Here is a 26,922-nt window from a genome sequence, read left to right as displayed (position 1 = left end):
AAATCATGGAAAACCGAAGGAAACCTGCGTCTCTCGCCGCCACGCTCGACATAAACTGCGACTGCAAAGAATATGTGATCGACTATCTCGAGCGCGCCTTCCCGACGCGGCAGATGCGGGTGTTCACCGACGATACGGGCACGCAGCGTTCGATGCCCATGGAGGATGAGGCGGGGAACCCGGTCTACAACCCAGAGGCTGAAGCCGCGCGAGCGCAGCTCATCGAAGACCTTTGTGCGCTGCCACCGATCACCTCCGCGCTCGATGGCCTCCTGGAGCAGTTCGGCCACGAAAATGTCGCCGAGGTGACGGGGCGGACCAAGCGGCTCGTCTCGTCCGGCGATGGTCGGCAGAAGCTGGAGTCCCGGTCGGCCCGGACCAGCCAGGCCGAAGCCGCCGCGTTCATGCAGGGCCGCAAGCGGATCCTGATCTTCTCGGACGCCGGCGGAACGGGCCGGTCCTATCATGCGTCGCGTGACGTCGCGAACCAGGAGCAGCGCGTCCATCTCCTGCTCGAGCCCGGCTGGCGCGCCGATCGGGCCATCCAGGGTCTGGGTCGCACGCATCGGACGCATCAGGCCAGCACGCCGCTTTTTCGGCCGGTCACGACCGACTGCAAAGGCGAGCTTCGCTTCACGAGCACGATCGCGCGCCGCCTCGACAGCCTTGGTGCCCTCACGCGCGGGCAGCGTCAGACCGGCGGGCAGAACCTCTTCGACCCGGCCGACAACCTTGAAAGCGAATATGCCTGCGCGGCACTGGTCAGCTGGTTCCATCTGCTCGTCGGCGGAAAGTTGGCCAGCATCTCCCACAATGAGTTCGAACGACGGACGGGACTTGAGCTTTGCGACAAGGACGGGGTGATGAAGGATGAGCTTCCACCCATCCAGCGTTGGCTCAACCGAATTCTCGCGCTTCCGATCGCCCTTCAGAACAAGATCTTTGACGAATTTCTTTCGCTGGTGGAGACCCGTGTCTCGGCCGCTCGGGACGCAGGCCGGCTCGACGTGGGCGTCGAGACGATCCTCGTTGATAGCGCGACGCTAATTGACGACACGGTGTTGAGGATCGACCCTGTCAGCGGGGCGACCTCGCACCTTCTGACCATCGAAATCGCGCATCGCCGAACCCCGGTCAGTCTCGACCGCATCCTCCATATCGCTGACGGCGACGCAACGGCCGAGTTCCTGGTGAATGCCAAGTCCGGCATGGTCGCGCTTCAGACCCGCGCCCGCGCCCTCATGGAGGAGAAGGAGGGAACCCCGATCCCGCGCTTCGAACTCCTGCGACCGACGCGACGTGAGTATATGCGGGAACAGGAAATGTCCGAGAGCGCGTGGACGTCGATCGACCGCGACGCGTTTTGCGAGAAGTGGCTCGAGGAAGCCGAGGTGGCGGCGAACAAGGTTGATATGGAGACCGTTCGGCTTGCGACCGGCTTGCTGCTCCCGATCTGGTCCGCGCTGCCGAGCGATCACCTCGTGGTCAACCGCATCGCCGACAAGGGCGGCAACTCCTGGCTCGGACGTCTCGTCTTCGACGAGCACGTGGTGCAACTTTTCACGAAGCTCGGCATCGACCGTGCCGAAAACATGCCGACTGCAGACGTCGTCAAATCCGTGTTGTCTGGCCGCAGCGTCGATCTCAGCCGACCGTTCCAGATGACCATCAAGCGATCGCTGGTGAACGGCTCCAAGCGGATCGAGCTGGTCGGCGCACCACCGCAGCAACTCGCATGGCTGAAAACTTTGGGATGCTTCACCGAGGTGATCCAGTAACGCACGCGCGTCTTTCTTCCGTTGCATGCCGCGGACGAGACACTCGGCCGCATCGTTGCAGCAGGGTAGGGCGAGCCGCCGTGCGACTGATTAGGGGCTTTCCTGCCTGACAGCTTCCAGGATCGGACAACTCTGGCCTGGGAGAGAGGGGAGGGGGGTCGGGGATGGTGTCCGGGACTTGCCGGGCGCCAGCAGGAGAATTCCCCGTGATCCAGACCGTCAAACTCAACAAGCTGCGTCTTTCGCCCATCAATGTCCGCACGGCGCCCGACGAGCAGCTACAGATCGGACCCATGGCCGCGAGCATCGAGGCCAAGGGTGTCCTGCAAAACCTTCTCGTCACTCCAGCGAAGAAGCCGCGCGGTACCTTCGAGGTGTTCGACGGGGGCCGGCGCTGGCGCGCGCTTCGTCTCCTGGCGGAGCGCGGCACGATCTCCGAAGCCGACTACGATGTGCCGGTCATGGTGCTGACGGGGGAGGATGCCGAGCTCTCGGAGACCTCGACCGCCACCAACTTCCATCAGCTCAAGATGACGCCGGCGGAGGAGTGCCGCGCCTTTCAGCACTTCATCGGCAAGAGCGGTGATATTGACGCGGTGGCCAAGCGGTTCGGCGTGACCCGCCGCTTCGTCGAGGGTCGCCTGCGGCTCGCCGCGCTCGCCGAGCCCATCTTCGAGGCGCTGAGCAAGGGCGAGATCACGCTGGACATCGCAAAAGCATATGCCTCCACCGAGAATCGCGAAAAGCAGCTGCTCGTCTGGAACACCTACAAGCAGAGCGAGGTGACCGCCGACACGATCCGGCGCGTCATCGAGAACGAAACCCTGAAGGCCAGTGATCCCATCGCCATGCTGGTCGGGGAGCCACGCTACCGAGCGGCCGGCGGCAAGATCGATGGCGACCTCTTCACCGACGGCAATGATCGCTGGGTCAATCCGGAGATCGCCCACCGACTGGCCGGCGAGATCATGGAGAACGAAGCGCGCCGTATCGGCGAGGAGACGGGGCTCGCGTGGATCCGGCCGATTGCCAGCAACTACACGCACAATGCGGCCCACGGCCTCTATCGGGTCATTCTCCAGCCGCCCGAGCTGACCGACGCCCAGACTGCGCGGCTCGCCGAGATCACAGAGCGCCGCAATGTGCTCGAGATGGAGCTGCAGGCTGCCGGACTCCCGGAGGACGAGTTCAAGGCGCTTGATCAGGAAGACGATCGGCTCATCGCCGAGGCCGAGGCGATCGAGAACCGTGCCCCGATCCTGCCTGACGAGCTGAAGGCGCATGTCGGCGCGTTCCTGGTCCTGACACCACAGGGCGAGATGCGGCTCGATCCACAGTTCTACAGCGAGCAGCCGATCATCATCGAGAAGCCGACCGAACCCATCAGGGACGAGAGTGATCCGGCTCGTGACGGCGAGCGCCGCGACGAGGAATTGACCACGGGGAGCTTCCGCGTCGTCGAGCGAGGCTCCTCCCCGGTGGCCCATCGGCCCGAAGCGGTGGCACCCGGTGGGAAGCTGCTCAGCGGGCGGCTGTATGACGAGCTGTCCATTCAGCGGCGCGACATCCTCGCGTCGTCCCTTCTCGCCGAGCCCGCTCTGGCGCTCGACTTTGCGCTGTTTGTGATGATCGATGCCCGGATGTGCTCGGCTGGTGGGGCCTCGGACAGTGCGGTTCGGTATGGCACAACGATCCAGGCGATGGCCCCGCAGGATCCACTCGTTGGCGACATGCCGAGCTCGCGTGCGCGCTCGTACCTGGCCGAGGCTCATGATGGTCTCGACGCCGCCTGGACCGAGCACGACAGCGAGGTCGAGCGCTTCGAGGCATTCCGCACCCTCGACGACGACAGCAAGGCCAACTGGCTCGCCTATATCGTCGCGCTGTCGCTTGCGGCGAAGCCTGGCCTCTCCAACGTGCAGATCCCGCTCCACAACAGACTGGCTACGATCCTCGAGATCGATGTCGCGAGTTGGTGGCGGCCAACCTCGGAGAACTTCTTCGACCGCGTGAACAAGGGCACCATACTCAGCCTCCTTCACGATATCGGCGGGCCGGCGCTCACCGCGCGTCACGCCTCGCTCAAGAAGACGGAGATCTCCGAGAGCTGCCAGAAGCTGTTCGCCGGCGAGTTGATCGTCGAACCTGAGGTCAAGGAGGCTGCGCTCGCCTGGGTGCCTAACGCAATGCGATTCCTCGACGTGGAGGGCGCGGCCGCGGTCGATCCCTTCGACGATGCCGGGGGCGAAGACCTGCCCGACGATGTCGGGGCCCTGCCCACAGCCGAGAGCGGCGACGTTCCCGAGCCCGTCGCGGCCTGACCGGCCGGACAAGTCACGCTGACCCACATCATCCAGGAGTGGCCGCCGGCGCGCCTGCGCTGGCGGCCATCCCTTCCACGCGACTGGAGCACATCGCCATGCGCGCAAAACCGAAATCGAGCCGGGACGTCGCGGCGGAGATCACCAACCTGATCATCCGTAAACTGGAGGAAGGTGTCGCTCCATGGAGTAGACCCTGGCGCGTGACCGGTGCAGGTGGCCGCCCGCTGCGTCACTGCGGCACGCCCTACACCGGCATCAACACTGTCTATTTGTGGGCGATCGCCGATGCGAACGGCTATCGATCGCGCTACTGGATGACCTACCGCCAGGCCGAGGCCCTCGGCGCAAATGTTCGCCGCGGTGAAAGCGGCTCGCTCTCGGTCTATTATTCCAGCTTCAAGAAGACTGAGGCCAACCCACTCACGGGTGCCGAGAGAGAGAAGAACATCCGGTTCCTGCGGCACTATGTAGTCTTCAACGCCGATCAAATAGATGGCTTGCCGGCCTATTTTTATCCCGGCGCTGAGGATGACGATCCTGTGGACCCGTCGGCGCGACAAAGCGCGATCGACGCTTTCTTTGGCGCAATACCCGCGGACGTACGCCACGGCGGCAATCGCGCCTTCTTCCACCCGACCCTCGACTATATCCAGATTCCGCATCCGCGCTCCTTCAAGTCGATGGATCACTATGCGTCGGTGCGCGCGCACGAGACGACGCACTGGTCGGGCGGCACCACCCGCCTTGCGCGCACGTTCGGCAAGCGGTTCGGTGATCAAGCTTACGCATTCGAGGAGCTGGTCGCCTTATCCGGACAGTCTGCGTCGTCCGCAACATTGCATTAAGGTCGGCGATGGACGTCCACGGTAGGCAGTAATCAGGCTGGCCGTAGCGCTGACCCAAGAGCTGGCGAAGGCCAGCCTGATTGCTGCCGGGCCATAGGGCGCAACGGTGCGAGGTCAGCTTCCGGGTGGGGGGTCCGGGGGAGGGTTTCGTGCCGGTGTCGATCATTACTGTTTGCGAGCGCCGCGAGGCCAAGGGCCTTGATGCGCATGTGCCGCTGATCCTGCGCGACGACGCGCTCTATGATCCCGATCTGGATCGCTTCTTTCTCGATCTGCCGCTGTCGGGCATCCGCTCGCGGCACTCGCTTCGCGCCTATGCCTATGATGTCGTAGTCTGGCTCCGCTTTCTCGATGCCTGCGGCAAGACCGTGTGGGCTGCGACCCGCGACGATGTCGATGCCTATCATCGTGAGCGACGCCGCGACGAGGCCCATCACCGGATAACGGCGGCAAGCTGGAACCGCGCCGTCGCCAGTCTCGATCGCCTTTACCGTTGGGGGGAGCAGCACGGACTGATCACCGACGCGCCGTTCAGCCGCCGTGCCGTGTGGCGACCGGCGCATGGTGGCCGTCGCGGCATGATCGCGGCGCGTAACGACGCCTATGAACGTGTCGCCAAGCGGTCGGATGTGCGGTTCGTCACGATGGACGACTATCGTATTTTCCGCGAGGTCGGCCTGCGCGGGCTCACCCCTGACGGCACCGAACGCCCCGGTGCTCGCGACCGTAACGGGCTGCGCAACGCACTGTTCGCCGATCTTCTCGTCACCACCGGCCTGCGCCTCGAAGAGGCGTCGGGCTTGCTTACCGCCGAGCTCGCGGCGATCGACCGCGCGGACGGCGATGCCCAACAACTTTGGCTGCCTCTCCCGCCGCCGCTCACCAAGGGCGACCGGGGACGTAGCGTTCTGCTCCCGCGTCGGCTGCTTCGCCAGATCGCCGCCTATGTCGCCGTTGAGCGAGCAGCGGGCGTGGCCAAGTTCGCCGCGCGCTATGGCGCGGCCAAGCTCGAACGACCGATCCCTGTCACCCGCGCCGGACTCGACCGCATGCGCGATGTCTGCACCCCGGAGGAACGATGCCGCCTGATTCTGTGCGACGAGGATGGACCGCCCCGCGAGCCGGCGGCGCTGTGGCTGACCGAGGTCGGGCAGCCTGTCCGCCCCAACTCGTGGGAGGTGATCTTCACCCGCGCCTGCAACCGGTGCGCGGAGAACGGCTTCCCGCTGTCGATCAGCCCGCACCAGCTTCGCCATACATTCGCGGTCCATATGCTCGCCTTGCTGATCCAGCAGCGGCTGCGCGAAGCGACATTGCCGGCGGGGCCGGTGGAGAGCTACCGGCTGATCCTCGGCGACCCGCTGCAACAGGTCCAACGCCTCCTCGGACATGCGAGCCTCACCACCACCTATATCTACCTCGATCATATCGCGACCCGCGCCGATACGGTGGACGCGGCCGTCGAGGAGCTGCTGGCGTTGCTGCCGGGGTCGCAAAGCGTATGAGCGGGCATCCCCGTAAGGGCCGGCCTATCGCCTTCGCGCCGATCACGCCGGAGCCGCAGAAGCCCGATCCGGTGCTCGGCCTCAAGTTCACCATCGAGGCCCGGCATGGCGGAACGGTCCAGGTTAATATGGCCGCACTCGATCCTCGCCCGCTCGCTATCGCCTTCGCCGGCGCGCTGCGTCGATCAGCAGCGCTCGGCGGCCCCATCGGTGCGGCCAGCGTCATCAAGCAGTATGTGCAGGTCTATCGTCACTTCTTCGCCTGGCTTGGCGATGGTGCGCCCGAGGTGACCGGCGTCAGCGATCTGCGCGCAGTCCATATCGATGGGTTCGCCTCCGCGCTCGAACAGCGCGGGATGGGCGCGATCCACCGGCACATATCGGTCGGCAAGATCGTCAACACATTGCGCGCGATCGAGGCAGACCGGCCCGATCGGATCGCGCCCGACCTGCATGAGAGGGTGCGCTACACGCTGGCCACATCGGCGGGCCGCTCGACCCCGCGCGATGCTTATAGCCCCTTCGTCGCCCGCGCGTTGCGCGACGCCGCGAGGACCGATGTCGAGACGATGTTCCGCCGTCTCGGCGCCGACGACCGCACCGATGAGGGCGATCCGGTCATCGCCAGGGCGCGCGCCGATGCCGAAGCGATCATCGCGCGGCAGGGCTTTATCGTTGCAGACCATCCGGCGCTGAAGAGCCTCTATTTCATGCGCATGCGGCGCGGTCTGCCGATCAGCACGCTGGTCGATGACCTCCATGGCCGGCACCATCTGCTCGCGAGCGACCTGCCGGCACTGCTCGTGCTGCTCACGCTCGATACCGGCCTCGAGCCCGAGTGCCTGAAGGCGCTGACCATAGATTGTCTCACCAACCCGCATGCCGGCACGGTGGAGCTGCGCTATCTCAAGCGCCGCGCCCGCGGCGCCGAGCACAAGAGCATGCGCATCCGCGACGGCGGGGGCGGCACGCCTGGCGGTCTTATTCGTCGCCTGATCGAGGTCACGGCGACTACCCGCAAGCATCTGAACGACGATCGTCTTTGGGCTTATCACAACGCTGGCGCCCTGCGGGCAGGTATCCGCCACCCGACGGAACGGATCGATGCCTGGGTAGCTCAGCACGATATTGTCGATGACGACGGCAAGCCCCTCCACCTGCTGCTCTCCCGGCTCCGCAAGACCCACAAGGCGCTATGGTACACCAAGACCGAGGGGCATATGACCCGCTTCGCGGTCGGCCACTCGCGCGAGGTGGCGGCGCGCCACTACGCCGATCTGCCGTCGCTCCGGCCCCTGCACGAGATGGCCGTCGCCGATGCTTTTCGCGCAGCAGTCGCCGCCGCGATACCGACCGTGCTTCCGCCCACCGCCGAGCAGGCGCTGCGCGAAGCACCCGAACAGGCCGCGCCGTTGCTGCCGCCCGATACCGTGGGTCCGTTGCTCGACGGCGAACAGGATGTCTGGCTCGCCGCCTGCGCGGGCTTCCACAACAGTCCCTTCGCCGAGGCCGGATCACCCTGCGCGCAGCCCTTCTGGGGTTGCCTTGATTGTTCCAACGCCGTCATCACCGTGCGCAAGCTCCCCGCGATCCTCGCCTTCCTCGCATTCGTCGAAGAGCAGCGGTTGAGTCTGTCCGCGACCGACTGGGCGGCCAAGTTCGGCCGCGTCCATGCTCGCATCACCGCCCAGGTCGTGCCGGCCTTCTCCGATGCCGTCATCGCCGATGCGCGCCGGCAGATGGAGAGCGAGCGGCTTTATCTGCCGCCGGAGGCACGCACATGACCATGCCAGCCCATGTCCAGGCGCCCGCCTTCGACGATCGCCCCGTGCTGGCGAGCGCGCCGCTCAAGGAAGGCCATATCCGTGAGGAGCTATCACGCGTCGGCGACCCGAGCTGGGATCTCGGTCCCGCCGTCTTCCGCGAGAACGCCCGGCGCTGCCACGTCACCGTGCATTTCGACGTGCTCGAACATGCCGATGTGCAGGCGGCGATGCGCGCCTATCTCTACGCGCGCCTCAACGTCGATCTTCCGGGCTATCGAACGAAGTTACCACCGGCGAGCATCCGCCAAGTATTCAACCGTGCCCGCCGGTTCTTCGCCTTCGCCCGTGAGCGGCTCGGACGGCTCGACGTTTGCCGTATCGATCAGGCATTGGTCGATGCCTATGCCCGTCATCTTCGTGACGATCCTGCCCGACGACCCGTCATCGTCGGCCACCTCCTCGAAGTGGTTTCCGATCTCTATTACTATCGTGACCACCTCGCTGGCGGAGGCCTTGCATTCGAGCCTTGGGCCGGACAGGCGCCCGCCCGCGTTGCGGGCTACCGCCATGTCCGGGAGAACCGCACGCCGCGCTTCCCGGAAGAGGTCATCGCCGCGCTGCTCGCATGGTCGTTGCGCTATGTCACCATGTTCGCAGATGATATTCTGGCCGCCCGCCGCGAGCTTGCGCGGCTCGAAGCGCGCCGGGATCGCCTTGCCGCCGCCGACGCCGGCCTTCCGGACGCTGATCGCCGGCAACGTCGCCGCACCCGCCTGAAGGCCTATTTCGGTCGCCGACGCCGCGAGGGGCGCGGCGCACCGATCTGGGGCACGGCTCATAATGGCAAGCTGCGCGTCGATCCCAACACCGGCGCCGTGACCCCACCGATCAACGCCCATCTCCTGCATCTCCATGCCGGGATCGACGTGCAGGCCGAGCCGGGCGCGCATTTCATGCTGACCGGCGGTGAAGCGAGGTTGATCGACGCAGTGGCGGCCGAGCTGGGGGTGGAGGTCGGCGGCATGGACACGCCGATCTCGATCGATCCCGAGAGCGGTCAGCCATGGCGCGCACGTTTCGATGCGAAGACTCTCGCACATGAGGAACGGATGCTCCAGGCGGCCGCCTATATCGTGTGCGCCTACCTGACCGGCATGCGCGACTGCGAGGTGCAGGCGATGCGGCGCGGGTGCCTCTCGATTGTGCGTAGTGAGGACGGCCTGATCGAGCGGCATCGCATCCGATCGACCATCTACAAGCGCCGGGCGGCCATGGGCGAGGCGGCGAGCTGGGTGACGATCGAGCCGGTCGCAGCCGCGATCATGGTGCTCGAACGCCTGTCGGCAGGGCCGGCACGCGCCAGCGGCAGCGATACGCTCTGGCCGGTGCTGCAAGCCCGCGCCGTCGCCAAGACGCATCTGTCGAGCGAAGTGGTCCGCCAGCTCAACACCTTCCGTGACCACCTTAATACCGCCTTCGGCAGCCCCGATGAGCCGATCATCCCGCCCGGTCCCGATGGCAAGCCGTGGCGCATCACGACGCGGCAGTTCCGGCGCACGATCGCATGGCACATCGCCAACCGTCCGTTCGGCACCATCGCCGGCATGATCCAGTACAAGCACGCCTCGGTCGCCGCGTTCGAAGGCTATGCCGGGACCAGCGCATCGGGGTTTCGTGCCGAGGTCGAGGCGCAGCGCCGGCTCGGTCAGATTGACGATCTGCTGGACTATTTCGACCGGCGTCAGGGCGGCGCATCGCTCGGCGGTCCGGCGGGACCGCGTATCGCGCGGACGCTCGACGATGCCGCCGTCAGACATGGGCCTTTGCCCGTCATGATCGCCGATCGCGCCCGCCTGCGCGTCATGCTCGCCAGCGTTGCGCGCACCTTCCATGTCGGGCCGCTCGCGGACTGCTTCTTCGATCCCGCGACCGCGCTCTGCCTCAAGCGCGTGACGATCCCCGATCCCGCGCAGCCGCTCACCGCCCTGTGCGAGCCGACCCGCTGTCCCAATGCCTGCATCACCGCTCGCCACAGGCCGGCCTGGGACCGCGCGGCTGCCGATGCCAGGGCGCACTTACGCGAACGGCGCATTTCCGATCTCCAGCGTCAGGCGCTCCAGCGCGAGCTGGATCGTCTGACCGCGGTGATTGCCGGGATCGATCCTCCCGCGCCGTAGACCACCCCGGCTGCTGGCGGAGTCCTGCGCCGGTCGGCGCGCCCGCGCAATGGCTTCGCCGTCCTTCGCTTCGCTGCGGCCCTGCGGGTGCGCGAACCCCCCTGTGCCCGGCGCGAACAGGCCTCCGCCGCCGGGGATGGTCCCCGGCGCGAGAACGGAGAACAGATCATGTCAGCCTCACCACGTGTCGACATCTACGCTCGCGTCACGCAAGCGATCGTCGATGCCATCGAAGCCGGCACCGGCACTTGGCGCATGCCGTGGCATCATTCCGGCACCGACGTCACCCGCCCGACCAACATCGCCAGCGGCAAGCCTTATCGCGGCATAAATACGGTCTCGCTCTGGGCCGCCGCCTATGGCAGCGGCTATGCGAGCGGCGTCTGGGGCACTTATCGCCAGTGGCAGGCGCTCGGCGCGCAGGTCCGCAAGGGCGAGCACGCCAGCCTCGGCGTCCTCTGGAAGGAGTTTCGCGCGAAGAGCGACGACGCCGGCGACGATGACGAACACCGACGGCTTTTCGCCAAGGTGTTCAGCCTGTTCAACGCCGACCAGGTCGATGGCTATGCGCCCGAACCGGGGCCGGATCTGCCCGAGAGCGAACGCCTCGCCGCCGCCGAAGCCTTCATCGCCGCCCTCGGCATCGATACCGTCTACGGCTCGGCCAGCGCCTATTATCATATCGCCGAAGACCGCATCCACATGCCGGATTTCAGCGCCTTCCACGATGCCCACGGCTTCTACGCCACCCATATTCATGAGGCAGCCCACGCCAGTGGCGCAGCCCATCGGCTCGACCGGGATTTCAGCGCCAAGTGGACCAGGCACGCGCTCGCCATGGAGGAAGCGACCGCTGAGTTGACCGCATCGTTCCTGCTCGCCGATCTCGGGATCGCGCACGAACCGCGACCCGATCACGCGGCCTATATCGCTTCCTGGCTGCAAATGCTCAAGGACGAGCCCCGGGCGATCTTCACCGCGGCGAGCAAGGCGCAAGCGGCAGCCGACTGGATGCACGCCCAGCAGCCATGATCCAGCAGCGACCAAGGCTGAGCGGCCGATCCCTCGCGGGCTCGGCCGCTTCGCGCATGCCGATGCGCGGGCTTCGCCCGCTCACCAGCGGACGCCGCTGGCGCGGCGGCGCTGATTTCTTTGGCCTCCCTCGATGCGGGTCTGGTCGGCGCTCCCTGCTAGGCCCGCCACGGCGCGCCGCAAGCCCGGCTTCGCCGAACTGCTCCATTTCATTTCGCCCCTCCAGGTGCGGCCCGCCGCTTGCGCGGGCCTCTCCGGTCGTTCTCGCCGCCCACCCCCGCCTCGGGGGAGCCATGGGGTTTTGGGCAGTGCTGGAGGCACCGATGGTTTTTACCTTCCAACCGCCATTTTTGGCTGGACTGTCAGGATATGTCGCCGAGATCGGCAGCGGCCTCGTCTGCGCGCAGCTCACGCTTCCCAACGCACTGCACGACAATCACGCGAGTTATGTCGCTCACTGGCTCGGCATTCTTCGCGCCGACAAGACCGCGATCATCCACGCGGCGGCCAAAGCGGAGCAGGCGTTCAACTACCTGCTTGCTTTACGCTCCGATCAGCGGGCGCAGGCCACACCGGCCTCCGCCCCCGTCGCGACGTTGGCCGCGGCGGCCTGACCTTTTCCGCCGATTTCGAAAGGATGTTCCCTATGGGGTGGCTTACCATGCCCTTCACGTCGATGGGGGGTCACGCCTCGGCGAAGGCGTATCTCGACGACCAGTTCACCTATACTCGCACCGTCGATGACGGCACCTCGGGCCTCAGGGTTCTTGCCTCGTCCTGTCCGCAGAACCGTACCTATTATGCGGCCGCGCAGGTGATGACCAATGGAGTTGGCGGCGAGGTTTTCGCGATCATCTGCAAGGTTCTCTGGAATCCCGGCAGCAAGACCCGCGAGCAGTTCGGCTACAAGGACAGTGCGCCGTTGCGGCGCTGAAATGGAGTATCAGTGATGATGAGGTAAGTTGAGAATGCCTCTGCTCGCCGGACTAACCTCGGGCCTCACAAGGTCTGAAATCCCGAAAGGGACGGGGAACAATAGCATGTTCGGAAAAGGCCAGATGCGTCTTAGTCGCAAATGGAGGCGATGACGGTCAGGGCAAGGTGCGTATGGTGAAGGCTACACTGCTTAAATCCCAGTCTGCAGCAATCTATATAGCGATACTGGCGAAAGCGACTGTCACGCCAGGTCCGGATGATGACAGCGGTCTCATGTCTTGGCCGCCTGTTTCTCAGCCCATCCGGTGCGCCTCTCGTCGAGGGGTTTAGTGGACGAACGGGACACCTAACCGCGCCGCATCTCCATTCAGCGTAACTACGGGATGCCCTAAACAGGCGGCTTCTGCCGGCCTGCATGGGTACGGAGCCGCCATATTACTCAAATGCCCGGGGTAATGCCCGGGACATCGACCTCTTCGGAGGCGGCGGTGCAACTGTATAAGGTCTCGAGCGATCGGGCCGAAAGCGGGGAAGACCGGGGGAAGGGCGGCAGCTGTGATTCTTCAACCACCGATCATGGGGTGTGCTGATGCTGCCAGAAACTGTGAAAGGCCGGTTGGAGGCCATTCCGGCGCTCGTTGCGTCGGGCAAAAGGGTGAATGGACTCTATCGTCTGATGGGGTCTCGCCTCCTTTGGGAGGAGGGGCTCCAGAAGATCGGATCCAACAAGGGTGCGATGACGCCGGGTATTGACGGCGAGACCTTCGCGGACTTCGGACCGGAAGACCTCGACCCGATTATCGCCAGCGTGACGGCAGGGACCTATGATCCCAAACCAGTGCGTCGGGTGTTTATCCCGAAAGGCAAGGGCAAACGGCGTCCGCTGGGCATTCCCACGCGCGACGACCGCCTCGTTCAGGAAGTGGCGCGGCAACTGCTCGAACGGATCTATGAACCGGTGTTCTCGAACGCCTCCCATGGATTCCGGCCGGGCCGGTCGTGTCATACGGCGCTTGAACACGTCAAAGCCGTATGGACGGGGGTGAAATGGCTCGTAGATGTGGATGTCGCGGGGTTCTTCGAGAACATCGACCACGACATCCTCCTGCGGCTGTTGCGGAAAAGGATCGATGACGAGAAATTCATCGGCTTGATCGGCAGCATGCTTAAGGCGGGTGTTATGGAAGACCGGGTTCACACCCGGACCTACAGCGGCACTCCGCAGGGCGGTATCGTCTCTCCAATCTTGGCCAACATCTACCTCCATGAACTCGATATGTTCATGGCGGAACGGATCGCGGCTTTCGAGAGGGGGAAGGTCCGTGCCACGAACCCGGAATATGGGCGACTGGCTGGGCGCATCCAGAAACAACGGAAGCGCGTCACCATGCTGCGGGCCAAAGACAATGTCGACGAGGTGAAGGTTGCGGCCTCCTTGGCCAAAATCCAAACCTTACTGCCGCAAAAGCGGTCCATCCCGTCGAGAGACGCGATGGACCCCGGTTATCGCCGACTTCGTTACTGTCGCTACGCGGACGACTTCATGATTGGGGTTATCGGTAGCAAGGAGGATGCACGAAGCGTGTTCGCCGAAGTCAGGGCATTCCTGACCGAGGCGCTGGCGCTCACGGTGTCCGAGGAGAAAAGCGGTATCCGCAAGGCGAGCGATGGAGCCGCCTTCCTTGGATATGAGGTCCGCACATATACGACACGCCAACGGGTTGTCCGGAGCCGACAAGGTTCCGTCAGCTTCCTTCGTAGGCCGCCGTCGGAAGTGATGCAGCTGCATGTCCCTTGGGAGAAGGTCCACGCGTTCGCTTCTGCAAAAGGTTATGGTGATCTGTCGGTGTTGAAGCCGCGTCATCGTAGCCTGCTGCTCAGCTGCAGCGACGTTGAGATCGTCCTAGCTTACAACGCCGAATTGCGGGGTTTTGCGAACTACTATGCTCTCGCCAAGGATGTGAGCTTCAAGCTGAACAGGCTTGAGTTTCTCCAGCGGTGGAGCTTGTTCAAGACCTTGGCCAGCAAGCACAAAACCAATGTGCGAGCGGTCGTGGCCCGCATGAGGACGGGGCAGGAATTCACCATCGGCTACGACGTCGATGGCCAGCCCCGATCGGTCAAAGTCTGGAAACTGGCTCATCTGAAACGTGATCCGGCCACCTCGTCCAGGATTGATATCCAGCCTTGGACGCAGGTGTTCACCCACTCACGTACGGACTGGGTTGATCGTCAGAATGCCAAGCAATGCGAGGCTTGCGGTCGATCCGATGTTCCGTGTCAGGTGCACCATATCCGGGGGATGGCCGATGTTTCGCACCGCGGTTTTGTCGTGAGAATGAAGGTGGCACGCGCCCGCAGGACGGTGGTCCTGTGCGAGCAATGCCACTGGGATACTCACAGAGGCCGCCTGCCCGATCTACGGCAAAGTGATGGTTCGTCACAGTGGAGAGCCGCATGCGGTGAAAGCTGCACGTGCGGTTCGGCGGGGGGATCAGGGCTGACTCCATGAGCAGCACCAATCCTACCCGACTGACGGAAGCGATGGGTCCGTGCGAGGACAATTGCCCGCAGCACATCCTCGACCTCCTGACGCCGACCGACAAGGAGCACGCCCTCGATTGGCGCCGCCGTTGCGCGGAGAACCTGAAACGCCGCTCCCGCAAGCTGGAGGACGGCGACCGGATCCGCCTCGAGGAGCCGATCACCTTCTCCGATGGCCATGTGGGGCAGGAATTCATCATCGAAAAGCGGGGCCGCCGAATGACGCTCCGCGATCCGGAGACCCGCGGCCGCTACCGGATCAGCCGGTTCATGGAGCGGCAGTGGCAGGTCGTGCCGATCACCAAGGTCCACAAGACGATCTTTGCCTGAACCGCTCAGCCGGTATCATGCTCGCCCCGAAGAGGATCCGCTATGCCTTCCTTCAGCCCCGGTCTTTCACCCAAGCGGCTGCTTCTTTGCAGTGGCGAAAACGCGAACCGCGTCGCCTCCCGACTTTTCGACGAGCGGCCAGGGCGCATCAGCATCGTGCGAACGACCAACCCGATGCAGCCCTTTCGTGTCTGCACCTTACCAGCTTGCGGCGAACGCGTCGAAGTCGAGATGGTGTCTTGAAGCGCGGCCTGGCCCTTGCCGGCGCGGCGGCACTGTCGTTCGCCGCTTCCGCGGCCGCCGCCCCGCAAACCTTCGATGCCAAGGCGCGCGCTCTCGATGGCGACACGGTCGCCGTGGACTTTCGCCTGCTGGGCGTCGATGCGTTTGAGCGGCGACAACTCTGCCAGAGCGCTTCTGGATGCTGGGCGTGTGGGAAGGCCGCACAGGATTTCGCCGCCACCGCGCTGCGATCCAAGGCAGCGACGATCAGCCTCAGGTCGGGCAGCTCCTACGGACGACCCGTGGCGACAGTCGTAGTCGACGGGCAGGACCTCGGCGAACGGATGATCCGCGCCGGGCTGGCCGTGCCTGAGCTGCAATATCTCCGCGATGATGCCGCCCGGGTCCGACGCTACGCATCGGCCTTCGCGCAAGCCAAAGCGAGAAGGGCAGGGGCGTTCGCCGGCTCCTGGCTGCAGCCTTCCCGCTGGCGGCATGGCCAGCGCCTCAAGTGTGAGCGCTGACTCCGCCTAGACGGTCAAACTCGGATCGGCCCACCATGACGGGCCCTGCTCGAAGGCGGCGTCCAGCTTGACCATCGGACCGTCCGGGGCATCGGCGACATAAGGGTTCGTGAGCGGCATAGCCGTCGCCTTCAGCCGCTTCTGCTCCCCCGCTACCCGGCCGCGCCGCTCGAGAAGATCCTCAAGCCACTCTAGATCATCGAGCATCGCCACGACGCCGCGACCGGCGAGGCAGAAATAGATGCATCGCTGAAAATCGTCGGCGCCGTCGTTGGCGAGGATCTCGGATAGCTTCCCCTTGCCGGCAGGAATGCCCTCGTGGACCCAACTCACGGCCTCCCGAAGCTCGCGCACCGAATAATAGGCGTCTTCGACGTGCAAGCCGATCGAAGCGTTGGCGATGATGCGGCGGGTAGGGCGGTTCTCCGCGTCCAGTGCTGCATCGCGCAGCGTGATGTCGAAGTCGAAGCGGTCGCGAAATGGCGAAGTCGTCACGGCAAATCTCCTGCCGCCAGAACGTATCGTGAACAAATCTCCCCGTCAACATCAACCCGAGGGGGAGTCAGACATGTCGATCGAGATCATCGTCGGCCTGCCGCATCTCAGCGAAGGCCCGATCCTGGGCCAGGCTCGCGCACTGCAGCTGCCCGCCCTCATCTCCGCAAACGCGCTATCGCGCTGGTCGGATCGGCGTGGCTGGCGCGAGTGGGTAGGGTGGCGGTTTTCCCAGCTCCGCAATGCCACGGGCTTATCGGCTCTCTGCCTCGACTCCGCAGGCTTCGTGGCGGCCGCCCGATACGGCGGCTTTCCCTGGTCCTTGGCCGACTATGTCGCGCTGGCGGCGGCATATCCCTTCCGATGGTGGGCGAGCGCCGATTACTGCGTGGAGGCCGAGGTCGCCCAAGACCGCGAGGAGGTCATCGACCGTCTCGCACGTACCATACGCGCCAATCGCGAATGTCGGCGCCTCGCCCAGGATCACGGCATCGCCGACACGCTCATGCCCGTCATCCAGGGTCGCAGACCGACCGACTACGAGCGCTGCATCGATGCGCTTTGGGACTCCCTGACGCCCGGATCGCTGATCGGTGTCGGTAGCATGTGCCGAAGAGATATCCACGGGCCGGAGGGGCTGATCGCCGTCATCGACCATCTGGATCAGATCCTGCCCTTGGGCGTGCGGCTGCACGCGTTTGGCGTGAAGGGGACGGCGCTGCCCTTCCTGCTTCCCTTCGGGCACCGCATCGCGTCGATCGACAGCCAGGCCTACGGCGTCAGTGCCCGGCAAGACGCGCGCCGCCTCGGCGTCGCCAAGAGCGACCGGTTCGTAGCCAGCCATCTGGCGCGGTGGGTGGTCGCCCAGCATGGACGTCTCGCCAGCCCGCCTCTGCGGCTGCCGCACCATAAGCCGATAGAACCCGATCCGACTCCCGACGACCCCTGGGAGGCTGCGATCACGCAGGCTCGCGCCGAAATCCGCGACCTCATCGAAAGCGGCGATCTGGATCATGACGAGGTCACGGCACCGTGGGTCGAGACATGGGCAGCCGACATCTACCGGGAGCGGCTCGCCGGCTGAGGAGAGAGGAGGGGGGCAGGAAGGGGTGAGCATGAGGCTCGCCAGAGGGAGGCACGCGTCCGCGACGGAGCTGCCCCGCCATTCCTGCAAGGAGACAGGCCTTGACCACACCCCGATCCACGGGGACCAGCATGGTCCCACTCGCCCGGATAGCCATTGGCTACAATCCGCGCCGCTACTTCGATAGGCAGAAGCACGAGGAACTTGTCGCATCGCTTCGGCTACGCGGCATGCTTCAGCCCATTCTGGTGCGACCGGCGGCCGATGGCGACGATCATTATACCATCGTCGCGGGCGGGCGCCGCTATCGAGCCGCGGTCGAGGCTTTTGGAGCCGACGGTGAAGTTCCGGTCATCATCCGCGAGATGACTGACCAGGAGGCGCTCGAGGCGGCGATCGATGAAAACGACATTCGCGCCGATGCCTCCGAGACCGAGCAGGCCGATGCCGCGGTTCGTGTCCTCGCCGCCTGCCAAAACGACCGCGCCGAGGCCGGCCGGCGCCTTGGATGGTCCCGCGGAAAGCTCGATCGTCGCCTCGCGCTCGCCAACCTTTCGGAGGCGGTGAAGCTCGCCCTCGACGAACGCCGCATCAAGGTGGGGCATGCCGAGCTGCTCGCCGCCGTGCCCGCTGACAAGCAGGACAAGGCGCTTGAGACGATCCTTGGCGCCGGGCTCGACATCGCGAAGACGCGTGATCTCCTCATGCGGGTCACCCAGACCCTCGCCGAGGCCTGCTTCGACAAGTCCGAATGCACGACCTGTCCGTTCAACTCGGGGACCCAGCGCGCCCTCTTCGAGACGCACGTCGAGGACGGCCATTGCACCAACGCTGAATGCTTTCAGCTCAAGACCGAAGCGGTCGAAAGCGCGCGCCTGCAGGAGCAGGAGCGCGCGGCAGCCGCTGACGATGATGCGGACGAGGACATCGAGGACCGGCATGATCCTGCGGACGAGACAGGCGACACCGATCCTCACGCGGAAGAGCCGGTCGGCGGGGTCGAGGCCATTGCACGGCGTGCCGCACTGGCGCCCGGCGCTCCGCCGGCTCGCGCGCCTGGAAAGTCCGGGGGCAGCGCGGTCGGCCCCAGCGTCTCCGCCAAGTCGATTGCCAGTCGGACCAGCGACCTGCGCGAAGCAACCTGGCGGACCGCGCTTGCGCGCGGGCTGGCGGACAATGCCGACCACGCTCGGGTCGCCATCCTTGTGGCAGCGCTCAGCGGCACGCTTTCCCAGATCAAGTCCAGCACGCTGACGGCGCGGGCTGCGCTTCTAGTGAACCCATCGTTCCCGGACCTGACCTTCAAGGGCAAGATCGAAGAGATCCGTGAGCTGTCCGACTCCCAGGCGGCGACGGCCCTATCGGCGATCGGCGCCGCTTACGCGCGTGACGTGCAGACCTTCGGCCAGGTCGCTGATCTCGCCCGGGCGTTCGAAGTCGACATCCGCCCGGTCTGGCAGGTCGATCGCGCCTTTCTCGAGCGCTACACCAAGGACGAGCTCAAATTCATCGCCCGGGAATGCGGACTGATCCCGCACATGGGCGAAAAGGCGTTCGCCAAGCTTCTCGGCTCGAAAAAGGCCGATCTCGTCACCGGCATGCTCAACGTCGGCGGCTTCGATTGGGCGGGCCGCCTCCCCAGCGCGATGACGCTCGACGGGAATTATGGCGCGCCGCCGGCGGCCGAAAGGGCCGCCGCCCCCCGCGAAGAAGCGCTCGCCGCCTGATCCATCTCTTTCCATCCCAACAAGGACGAACGATCATGCTGATCGCAAACCTGCTTCCGCTCCTGCACCGTTACTCTCTGGGGTTCGACCTTGTCGCGGGTCCGGATGACACCGTGACCCTCACCGTCATTCCCAGGAAGATCGAGGGCAAGGCCAACACCCTCGAAGCCGGCGAAACACGCCCGATCTCGATCACGGCGAGCGCGGCCGAGATCGACGCGGAGCTCGCGCGTGGTCCCGACGGTGCGCTCGGCGAGTTGATCGCCACGCGCAAGACGCTTGCTGACCAGATTGCGGACCAACGCGAAGCCGCAGAGGCCGCCAAGGCCGCGTCCGCCGAGGCCGCCAAGGCAAAGGCGACATCGGCGCCGGCGAGGACGGTGGCCCCCTCGGCGCTGCCAGCGCCGTCTCCGGCCGCGCTCCCAGCCGAGGCCAAGTCGAACGAGCCGGCGAGCCTGTGGTGACCCCAGCCGCTCTAGCTCCCGTTCCATCTCCCAGGAGAAGCTCCATGCAGATCAATCATCTCGAGCGCGTTTATCGATATGACGGGATCGACCTTCCGGTCCCGCCGCATCTCGCCGACGACCTGCAGGGTCTGCGTGCCTACCACGCCACCCTGTACCCGGCGATCCTGAACGCCGAGCTGGTCGATGCCGGCGTTACGGCCGGAGTCCACGTCACCGAATATCGCCGTGCCGTCGGCACCAAGGGTTAGCCGTGTCGCGCAAAGCCGAAGCGGTCGTGCCCGCCGCACCCCGCAAGACACTTCTCGAATGGATCGAGTTCGACGATGGCGACACTTCCCGCTCTCCCGGACCGGCCTGCGACGCGCAGGCCCAGGCCCTTCACATCAAGATCCTCCTCGAACCGGGCTCGCAGCAAGGAGAGCCGGTCGAACCCCTCCAACCTCCAGCCGGCTTGCGATTGCCCCCGCTCGGCTGACCTAGCCGGCCGTGCGGTCTGCCTTTCGCCCGCGATCCCGACCAGCTTCGATCAGCCGCTGGCGCGCCACCACAAGCTGATTGGTCAGTGGGTGGCCATGCGCGAGCAGACCGCTCGGCGGTACACGCGCGCCGAGGCCAGACGCCGCATCGAGCGCGCCTTCGAAGCGGCAGTCCTGAACGTTCTACGACCGATTGAGCTCGCCGAGTTGCGGGTGGTCGTCCTCAACAGCGAGGACATGGACGCGCCGGCGATCGCCATCGTCTGCGATAGCATGGGTCAGCTGGATCTCGGATGGATCGAGACGAGCGACGCTCCAATCGAATGGCGTGCAGCCGCCTATGCCGCGCTCGCACAGACCTTGAGCGCCGCGCTTCCGGTCTTCTCATACGAGGATCTCTTCGAAGAGATCTCGATGTACTATTGGGATGGCGAGACCGACGATGAAGGCGCGCGGAACTCGCTCGTCGCCTACCATGGCGCTGACCCGGAGGATCTCGAAGACACCATCCTTCCGTCGGACATGAACGGCCGCCGGCCCGAGTGGATGGTCGCGCAAAACGCAGGGCCGCTCCGGTCGCTACCGCCCCGCCTGCAAAAGGCGCTCCGCGATCTGCGCAGCACGCACAAGCTGCTCCGCCGTTCCCTGGACAAGCACAACGCCTGGCACTTCGATGGCCCGACCATCCACGAATATCTGCCGGACCTGGAAGACTGCTCGACATTGCCGCCGCTGACGCTCGTGCCCGTCGAGGAGTTCGCGCGCGAGGTCGACGACGTCGCGCGTCACGGCATGGAATACGGCTTCATGGACATCGCCGGGCTCTGCCCGCTGCCGAATTCCAATCGTGTCACCGACTGGTTCGCCTCGTTCGAGGCGGGCGTCCGCTTCCTGCTCGCCGCCCAGAATCTCATCCTGCTCGATCCCGACAGCATGTGAGGCAGCCATGTCAAAGCATTCCACCCAATTCGAAGCCACCGTCGGCGGGATGGTGCTGACCAATGCTATTCTGCTCTATCGAACCGAGGCTCAGAGAGGCGGCACCGCCTATGGCGCTACCCGACAGGACGGGCGGGCGTTCGCGAGCCTTCATCAGGTCGAACATGATGATGAGGCCGGGCCGAGGATCGCGGCCGGCACACCGCTGACGCGGGCGCACCTGCGCCAATGGTCCGAAGCCCTGGATCGCGCGGCGCCGCCCGAGCTTCTTCCGCCCAACGTGCTCGTCGCGCATCAGGACCTCCTGGCCTGGTGGGTTCCCGCTCAGGTTCGCCCGGCCTATTTCGATCTGAGCACACGACCCGCACATCTGAAGGCTCTTTTCGTGCGAACGGTTGTGCCGGTCCCTTATCCGGCCCACTTGCTCGTCGCCACCAGGCGGGCTCTCCGCGTTTTCGCGCTTCGCGACGACGAGCGTCCGACAGCCGACACAGCCCTGTTCCACTCGCCCATCCTGAATGTCTATGCCGACGGTACGCTCTGCTGGGGCACTATCCCGAGGCCCGGAAGCCTGGCTGTCTCCGCGATCCCGCAGTTCGAGCGGGCATTGTTCGAGTCTTGGTCGACCCACCCCAATCACGGCCAGGACCAGACCGTCTCGGGCAAGGGTGGCCTCGTCGCCCTCTGGGACGACCTCGCCGCGCGCCGCGCCACTCGCTTTCCAGTGAGGCGCCTCAAGGCGTTTGGCGCGAAGCGGCGTCCGCCAGTGGCACCATCCTCCCGAAAAGCGGTCGCTCCGCTGACGCTCGGGCGACTCATCGAGAGCACGACACGATGAACATCCTCGCCGATGATCCGACCGCCGCCGCGCTGCTGGCGGCGGTACCATGCTTCCCGGCGCCGCCGAGCGGCAGCTCGCCTGGCCTCGAGGCCGTACGCGCGTCGCGCGCCGGCCATTGCCTCGCGATCGGGCGGGACGGCGTGTTCCTCATCGTGCGGCGCCCCTGGCTCGAGCTCGACGCACCCGTCACCCCTCCGATCGCTGCCTACCTCCCTTACGGCAGCGTCGGCGCACCGAGAGCCGACCTTCGTTGCGGACTCATACCGCGGGAACTCCTGAACCAGGCCATCGACCATTTCCGCGCTGCTCTGCCCAACGAAGCGGCCGGCTTCGTCGTTTGGGATGAGGAGGACCGCCAGTTCTCTCTGGACTTCCCGCACATCGACGAGGCGACCCCGTCCCGTCTCATCTATCGCACGCCGGTCCTTCCGCCGAACCGACACGTCATCTGCGACATCCACAGCCACGGCTACGGGCGGGCCTTCTTCAGCGCAACGGACGATACCGACGATGGCCACGCGACCAAGATCGCGCTCGTCGTCGGCCGCCTCGGACACTCCGAGGGTCCCGACCTTGCCTCGCGGCTCTGCGCCGGCGGAATGTTCCTGCCGCTGCCGCGCAGCCCCTTCGAAGGAGATGGCAATGACCCCTGACACGCCCCATCGCCACTTCCTTGCGCCAGGCCTCGAACATCGCGCGCTGAGCGTCGCGCTGGTCGGGTGCGGCGGCAGCGGCGCCCAGATGCTGATGGGCCTCGCGTCGCTCGACACGGCGCTGCGCGCCATTTCCTCACGGTCGCTCCACGTGACCGTCATCGACGATGATGTCGTCGCCGAGGCCAACCTTGCTCGGCAGCCCTTCTACCGTTGCGATATCGGGAACTCCAAAGCGCACACGCTGACGGAGCGGATCAATATTGCCCATGGCCTCGCCTGGCGGGCTGTTCATGGCCGTGCGCCGGGGGCGATCGACGTTACGGGTGCCGACATCCTCATCACCTGCGTCGATACGGCCTCCGCTCGCCGGGAACTTGGCGCTGAACTCGGCAAGGGATCCAAGGCGCCCACCTACTGGATGGATCTCGGCAACCGTGCCGCGGACGGTCAATTTATCATCGGCTGTCCGGACTCGCCCAATCGCCGGAGCAAGCACCGCCTTCCGACCGTGCTCGAATATTTCCCGGAACTCGCGGACGAGAATCTGCCCGATGACGATGCGCCATCCTGCTCGGTCGCCGAGGCCCTGGAGCGCCAGTCCCTCTTCGTAAACCGCATCGTGGCGAGCCACGCCCTCGCTCTGCTCTTCGACCTGCTCGGCCGCGGGTCGATCGGCCACGCGGGGGCCTTCATTAATCTCGGGAGCGGGCACTGCGCCCCGATCCCTCTGCCGGTGGCCGCCTGATCACCTCGGGGCCGAGGGCGCCCACGCTGCCGATAGAGGAGAGAGGGGAGGGGCTGGTCGAGCGGATTTGCGCTTGAGACCGGAGTACCCCGCCGATGAACTACGATGTCGCGATGCGCCACCAGCAGGCGCTCGATCCCAGCGCGCTGACCACCATCGCCGCAGCATTGCACGCGATCGGCGCCGCGATCACCGACTGCCGCAACGCCGGCAAGGATGTCGAAACCGACGCCGCCGTCATCCTGCTCGTCAGGCATCTCGCGTCGGTGACCGAGCGTTGCCCTGACAGCATCGTGCTGCGCCGCGCCTGCATGGACCAGATCGCCGAGATCCGCCGGCACCCCGTGCTTCGCACGCTCGCCTACCGCGGCGTTGCCTATGACGAGGCCGCAAAGCGCGCCTTCCACGCCGAAGGCCGAACAGCGATGCGCCGGCTCGCCGACGCGATGGGACTCGAGGCCGAAAGCTACTCGGTGCGCTCCAACAAAGGCGGTCCCGCCGTCTCAGGCGAAATCACGCTTCATGGCGACGAGGTCTATGTCCAGCTCTCGCTGGGCGGGCTGGGCCGGGATCGCGAAGTGCTCTACCGGCGCGTCAACGGCCGCGCCGATTACTGCGGCCAGCGCAACCACTTCGCGCCGGTCACGGCGCTGCTCGCGCCCGACCGCTTCGCACAGCAGCTCCGGCGCGACCTCCAGCTCTCGCCCCCGATCGCGCAGCCGGAGCGGCTGTTCGCCTGACCGATCTCACCTGCGGCTCGTCGCCGCTGGAGCAGCTCATGACCCATCACGCTCGGCTCGCCGCTTCGGCGACATCGCCCACCATTGTCCCGGAGCTTCCTGGCCTCGCCCTTACGCCAGAGATCATCCGCGCCATTCGCGACGGCGCGTGGATCGTCTTCAATCTGTCGGGGGGCAAGGACTCGAGCGCGGCGATGGCCGCGGTCAATCTCTTCCTCGATCTGCTCGGGCATCCACGCGCGCGGCGCATGGCGATCCATGCCGATCTCGGCCGCGCCGAATGGGCATCGACGCCCGAGACGGTCGAGCGCGTTGCCGCGGAGGCGGGCATTCCGCTCACTGTCGTCCGGAGGCCCGCCGGCGATCTGGTCGATCGCTGGGTCCAGCGATTCGAAAGCGGCAAGCGGCGCTACGAGGCGCTCGAGACCTATAATCTGATCGGGCCATGGTCGTCGGCGTCGCTTCGCTTCTGCCAATCGGAAATGAAGGCGGCCGTGATCGGCCCGGCCGTCGCCCGGATGCACCAGGGCGCCCAGGTCATATCGATCCTCGGGCTGCGCCGCGACGAAAGCCACAACCGCGCTTCGATCCCGATCGCCAGGGTCGACGAGCGTTATGCCAAGGCCGGGAACCGGCACGGGACCCGGATGATGATCTGGAATCCGCTCGCCGACTGGACCAGCGACGATGTCTTCCGTGCCCACCGCCTGCTCGGCATCCTGCTGCATGAAGCTTACACGACCTGGGGCTCAAGCCGCCTTTCCTGCCGCTATTGCATCTTCGCCTCGCTGCAGGACCTCGAGGCATCCGCCTCCGCGCCGGCGAACGCCGAGGTCTATCGCGAGCTGGTCGGGATCGAAGCCCGCTCGACCTTTCCCTTCCAGCCGACCCGGTGGCTCGCCGATGTCTCGCCCCGGCTGCTGAGCGCTGGGCTTAGGTCGGATGTCGCGCGGGCCAAGGCCGACCGGGATGAGCGACGCCGCCTGGAGGCGTCGATGCCGCCAGGGCTTCGATACGTCAAAGGCTGGCCGCTTCGGCTGCCCAGTCAGTCCGAGGCCGAGGACATCGCTGCGGCCCGGCGTGTGATCCTCGCCCGTCATTCTCTTGCCGAACGCTTTCCCACGGCGTCCTCCGTCATCGAACGGTTTGCCGAGCTTCTCGCGATCGCCGCGCGGAAGGCCGCGCGATGACGGCGATCGATGTCCGGGTCGGCCGATGTGCCTTCGTTGCCGACATAGCGGATCGGCCTCCGTTGGGCTGGCGCTTCTGGTCGCTCGCCGGTTTCGCGGGCGACCCTCTCGACCCCGACCCCTATGCGGGCTCCAGGTGCCTCGCCCTCGCGATGGTGGATGTTGATGGCAGCGATCGATGGCTCTGCGCGATGGAGCTCGATCACAGTTTCCAGCTGCTGTGCACCCACGATCTGTTCCCGTCCGCCGACCAGGCGGGTGCGGAGCGCTTTGCCCGGGAAGTGCTCGACGCGCACGCGCGTCAGCCTCGGCTGCTCTGACTTCCGGATCCTCATCCCATGCAGACCAATCGCAGCCAGCGATGGCGCGAGCGGCGCGCGCTGTGGGCGCGCGACCTCGAACTGATCGATCCGACAGCCTATTGCGTCGAAGTTATCGATCATGCCGTAGCGCGCGCCTTCATCGCCCGGCATCACTATCTCCCAAGCTATCCGGCGGCGCAGCTCGCAGTCGGCCTGTTCGGTCGCGGCGGCGTGCTCGAGGGCGTCGCGGTCTTCGCGGTCCCCACCACCGGCGCGGTCATCTCCCGCCATACCGGGTTCGCTGATCCGGCGCGCGGCTGCGTCCTCGCCCGGCTCACTCTGACCGATGCGGTGCCACAGAACGGCGAGAGCTTCTTCGTGTCGCGGGCTTTCCGGCACCTCCGGCGCGAACGGCCGGCAATCGAGGCCGTGGTGTCGTATAGCGACCCGGGTGCCGGGCATATCGGCCGGGTCTATTGCGCGCTTTCGGCGGCGCACCGGACGGTCACGAGGCCGCGAACCGTGCTGCGGGTCGGCGACGTCACGATCTCGGGTCGCACCCTCTCGAAGATCCGCCTCGGCGAGCAGGGCCATGCCGGCGCCATCGACCAGCTCGTCGCCCTGGGCGTCCCAAGGCCGGCGATCGGCGAGGAGCCGCGCCGCTGGCTCTGGCGGCTTCAACGTGAGCGCCATCTTCTCGCACACCAGCAAGCCGGCCTCTACGCCTATTGCTTCGAGCTCACCCGCGAGGCCCGGCGCCGCGGCCGGGCACTTCCGCGGCTGCCCTATCCGAAGGCGCTGCCGCCACAGCACCCGACGCTGCCGCTTCTCTTCACCGACCCGGAGGCCCATCATGGCTGACATCACGACCCTACCCGTCATGACCGCGGCCGATGCCGAGAGCATCGGCTTTGCCCGGTTCAACGACGTGCCGACGCTTCCGATCGACGTTCCGGACGGGAACTTCACCATCAGCGCAAAGACGTCGGACGGACGCCGGGTCACCTTCTTCTTCGGCGAGTACAAGCGCGGCTCGCCGCCCAGCTTCGTAGACATCCAGTATCACGATAACGGCACCGGGATCGCGAACGCCAACGGCGGCACATCGCCGACCTTCGACATGCTGACGATCGGCCTCGGCGGCCGGCAGGTCTTCGACAGCCGCAAACTCTGCGCCGACGACAAGCCGTCGATCGCCGTCATTCTGATGGGCGAGCCCAGCTAACGAGGATGAGGGGAGGGGGTGTGCAGGGTCGGAGGCGATGAACGCCTTCGAG

24 protein-coding genes and 3 pseudogenes are annotated in these 26,922 nt (G+C 65.8%); 26 read left to right on the top strand and 1 reads right to left on the bottom strand.

The window, feature by feature from the left end:
• Positions 1–5 precede the first annotated feature (5 nt).
• The 12 genes and pseudogenes from ACH0BU_RS15650 (at position 6) to ACH0BU_RS15595 (ending at position 15,983) form a co-directional block, all read left to right on the top strand.
• On the top strand, positions 6–1,778 hold the full coding sequence (locus ACH0BU_RS15650) for a strawberry notch C-terminal domain-containing protein (RefSeq protein WP_500264283.1): 1,773 nt from the start codon (positions 6–8) through the stop codon (positions 1,776–1,778).
• A 206-nt stretch (positions 1,779–1,984) separates the two neighbouring features.
• Positions 1,985–4,099 (top strand): ParB/RepB/Spo0J family partition protein, encoded by a 2,115-nt coding sequence (locus ACH0BU_RS15645; RefSeq protein ID WP_406889462.1) that lies wholly within the window; start codon positions 1,985–1,987, stop codon positions 4,097–4,099.
• A 98-nt stretch (positions 4,100–4,197) separates the two neighbouring features.
• Positions 4,198–4,941 (top strand): annotated as a pseudogene (locus ACH0BU_RS15640) (ArdC family protein); the annotation flags it as partial.
• Between the two features lie 161 nt (positions 4,942–5,102).
• A complete protein-coding gene (locus tag ACH0BU_RS15635; RefSeq protein ID WP_500264282.1) occupies positions 5,103–6,452 on the top strand; it encodes a tyrosine-type recombinase/integrase in 1,350 nt (449 codons plus the stop codon).
• Complete coding sequence (locus tag ACH0BU_RS15630; RefSeq protein ID WP_500264281.1) at positions 6,449–8,236, top strand: hypothetical protein; 1,788 nt, start codon at positions 6,449–6,451, stop codon at positions 8,234–8,236. The genes ACH0BU_RS15635 and ACH0BU_RS15630 overlap by 4 nt, the downstream gene beginning before the upstream one ends.
• Positions 8,233–10,395, top strand: coding sequence for an integrase (locus ACH0BU_RS15625; RefSeq protein WP_500264280.1), 2,163 nt, complete (start codon positions 8,233–8,235; stop codon positions 10,393–10,395). Before ACH0BU_RS15630 ends, ACH0BU_RS15625 begins: the two co-directional genes overlap by 4 nt.
• 168 nt (positions 10,396–10,563) lie before the next feature.
• A complete protein-coding gene (locus ACH0BU_RS15620; RefSeq protein WP_500264279.1) occupies positions 10,564–11,427 on the top strand; it encodes an ArdC family protein in 864 nt (287 codons plus the stop codon).
• Positions 11,428–11,750: 323 nt separating this feature from the next.
• Positions 11,751–12,041 (top strand): zincin-like metallopeptidase domain-containing protein, encoded by a 291-nt coding sequence (locus tag ACH0BU_RS15615; RefSeq protein WP_500264278.1) that lies wholly within the window; start codon positions 11,751–11,753, stop codon positions 12,039–12,041.
• A 32-nt stretch (positions 12,042–12,073) separates the two neighbouring features.
• Positions 12,074–12,340: pseudogene (locus ACH0BU_RS15610) on the top strand (DUF6927 domain-containing protein); the annotation flags it as partial.
• A gap of 612 nt (positions 12,341–12,952) precedes the next feature.
• Positions 12,953–14,875 (top strand): reverse transcriptase domain-containing protein, encoded by a 1,923-nt coding sequence (locus ACH0BU_RS15605; protein WP_024018999.1) that lies wholly within the window; start codon positions 12,953–12,955, stop codon positions 14,873–14,875.
• A 20-nt stretch (positions 14,876–14,895) separates the two neighbouring features.
• Positions 14,896–15,237, top strand: a pseudogene (locus ACH0BU_RS15600) (DUF6927 domain-containing protein); the annotation flags it as partial.
• A gap of 239 nt (positions 15,238–15,476) precedes the next feature.
• On the top strand, positions 15,477–15,983 hold the full coding sequence (locus tag ACH0BU_RS15595) for a thermonuclease family protein (protein ID WP_406889461.1): 507 nt from the start codon (positions 15,477–15,479) through the stop codon (positions 15,981–15,983).
• 6 nt (positions 15,984–15,989) lie between these two features.
• On the opposite strand, the gene ACH0BU_RS15590 is transcribed toward ACH0BU_RS15595, so the two are convergent.
• Positions 15,990–16,478 (bottom strand): hypothetical protein, encoded by a 489-nt coding sequence (locus ACH0BU_RS15590; RefSeq protein WP_406889459.1) that lies wholly within the window; start codon positions 16,476–16,478, stop codon positions 15,990–15,992.
• A gap of 73 nt (positions 16,479–16,551) precedes the next feature.
• Here ACH0BU_RS15590 and ACH0BU_RS15585 point away from each other — a divergent pair, with 73 nt between their 5' ends.
• The 14 genes from ACH0BU_RS15585 (at position 16,552) to ACH0BU_RS15520 (ending at position 26,870) form a co-directional block, all read left to right on the top strand.
• Positions 16,552–17,562 (top strand): deazapurine DNA modification protein DpdA family protein, encoded by a 1,011-nt coding sequence (locus ACH0BU_RS15585; RefSeq protein ID WP_406889457.1) that lies wholly within the window; start codon positions 16,552–16,554, stop codon positions 17,560–17,562.
• 131 nt (positions 17,563–17,693) lie between these two features.
• Positions 17,694–19,289 carry a PRTRC system ParB family protein gene (locus tag ACH0BU_RS15580; RefSeq protein ID WP_406889456.1) on the top strand — a complete coding sequence of 532 codons (1,596 nt, stop codon included), beginning with the start codon at positions 17,694–17,696 and terminating at the stop codon, positions 19,287–19,289.
• Positions 19,290–19,324: 35 nt separating this feature from the next.
• Positions 19,325–19,753, top strand: coding sequence for a PRTRC system protein E (locus ACH0BU_RS15575; protein WP_406889454.1), 429 nt, complete (start codon positions 19,325–19,327; stop codon positions 19,751–19,753).
• A gap of 44 nt (positions 19,754–19,797) precedes the next feature.
• The gene (locus ACH0BU_RS15570) at positions 19,798–20,004 is read left to right on the top strand and encodes a PRTRC system protein C (protein WP_406889452.1); all 207 of its coding nucleotides are present in this window, start codon (positions 19,798–19,800) and stop codon (positions 20,002–20,004) included.
• 2 nt (positions 20,005–20,006) lie between these two features.
• Positions 20,007–20,231 carry a hypothetical protein gene (locus tag ACH0BU_RS15565; RefSeq protein ID WP_406889450.1) on the top strand — a complete coding sequence of 75 codons (225 nt, stop codon included), beginning with the start codon at positions 20,007–20,009 and terminating at the stop codon, positions 20,229–20,231.
• A 97-nt stretch (positions 20,232–20,328) separates the two neighbouring features.
• On the top strand, positions 20,329–21,171 hold the full coding sequence (locus tag ACH0BU_RS15560) for a hypothetical protein (RefSeq protein ID WP_406889610.1): 843 nt from the start codon (positions 20,329–20,331) through the stop codon (positions 21,169–21,171).
• A 7-nt stretch (positions 21,172–21,178) separates the two neighbouring features.
• Complete coding sequence (locus ACH0BU_RS15555; RefSeq protein WP_500264277.1) at positions 21,179–22,009, top strand: PRTRC system protein B; 831 nt, start codon at positions 21,179–21,181, stop codon at positions 22,007–22,009.
• A complete protein-coding gene (locus tag ACH0BU_RS15550; protein ID WP_406889446.1) occupies positions 22,006–22,665 on the top strand; it encodes a PRTRC system protein A in 660 nt (219 codons plus the stop codon). Before ACH0BU_RS15555 ends, ACH0BU_RS15550 begins: the two co-directional genes overlap by 4 nt.
• Positions 22,655–23,413: a PRTRC system ThiF family protein gene (locus tag ACH0BU_RS15545; RefSeq protein WP_406889444.1), complete on the top strand. Its 759-nt coding sequence runs from the start codon at positions 22,655–22,657 to the stop codon at positions 23,411–23,413. The genes ACH0BU_RS15550 and ACH0BU_RS15545 overlap by 11 nt, the downstream gene beginning before the upstream one ends.
• A gap of 95 nt (positions 23,414–23,508) precedes the next feature.
• Complete coding sequence (locus tag ACH0BU_RS15540) at positions 23,509–24,153, top strand: hypothetical protein (protein ID WP_406889443.1); 645 nt, start codon at positions 23,509–23,511, stop codon at positions 24,151–24,153.
• A gap of 38 nt (positions 24,154–24,191) precedes the next feature.
• Positions 24,192–25,343: a phosphoadenosine phosphosulfate reductase domain-containing protein gene (locus ACH0BU_RS15535; RefSeq protein WP_406889442.1), complete on the top strand. Its 1,152-nt coding sequence runs from the start codon at positions 24,192–24,194 to the stop codon at positions 25,341–25,343.
• Entirely contained in the window at positions 25,340–25,663 is a 324-nt protein-coding gene (locus tag ACH0BU_RS15530; RefSeq protein ID WP_406889440.1) for a transposase, read from the top strand. Before ACH0BU_RS15535 ends, ACH0BU_RS15530 begins: the two co-directional genes overlap by 4 nt.
• 18 nt (positions 25,664–25,681) lie before the next feature.
• A complete protein-coding gene (locus ACH0BU_RS15525; protein ID WP_406889438.1) occupies positions 25,682–26,506 on the top strand; it encodes a Mom family adenine methylcarbamoylation protein in 825 nt (274 codons plus the stop codon).
• On the top strand, positions 26,499–26,870 hold the full coding sequence (locus tag ACH0BU_RS15520; protein ID WP_406889436.1) for a hypothetical protein: 372 nt from the start codon (positions 26,499–26,501) through the stop codon (positions 26,868–26,870). Before ACH0BU_RS15525 ends, ACH0BU_RS15520 begins: the two co-directional genes overlap by 8 nt.
• The last annotated feature ends 52 nt before the right edge of the window (positions 26,871–26,922 follow it).

This window comes from Sphingomonas olei (assembly GCF_045369765.1).
Classification (GTDB): domain Bacteria; phylum Pseudomonadota; class Alphaproteobacteria; order Sphingomonadales; family Sphingomonadaceae; genus Sphingomonas; species Sphingomonas panaciterrae.
The sequence above is the reverse complement of the archived record's forward strand: the minus strand, read 5'-3'. Positions and strand labels throughout refer to the sequence as shown.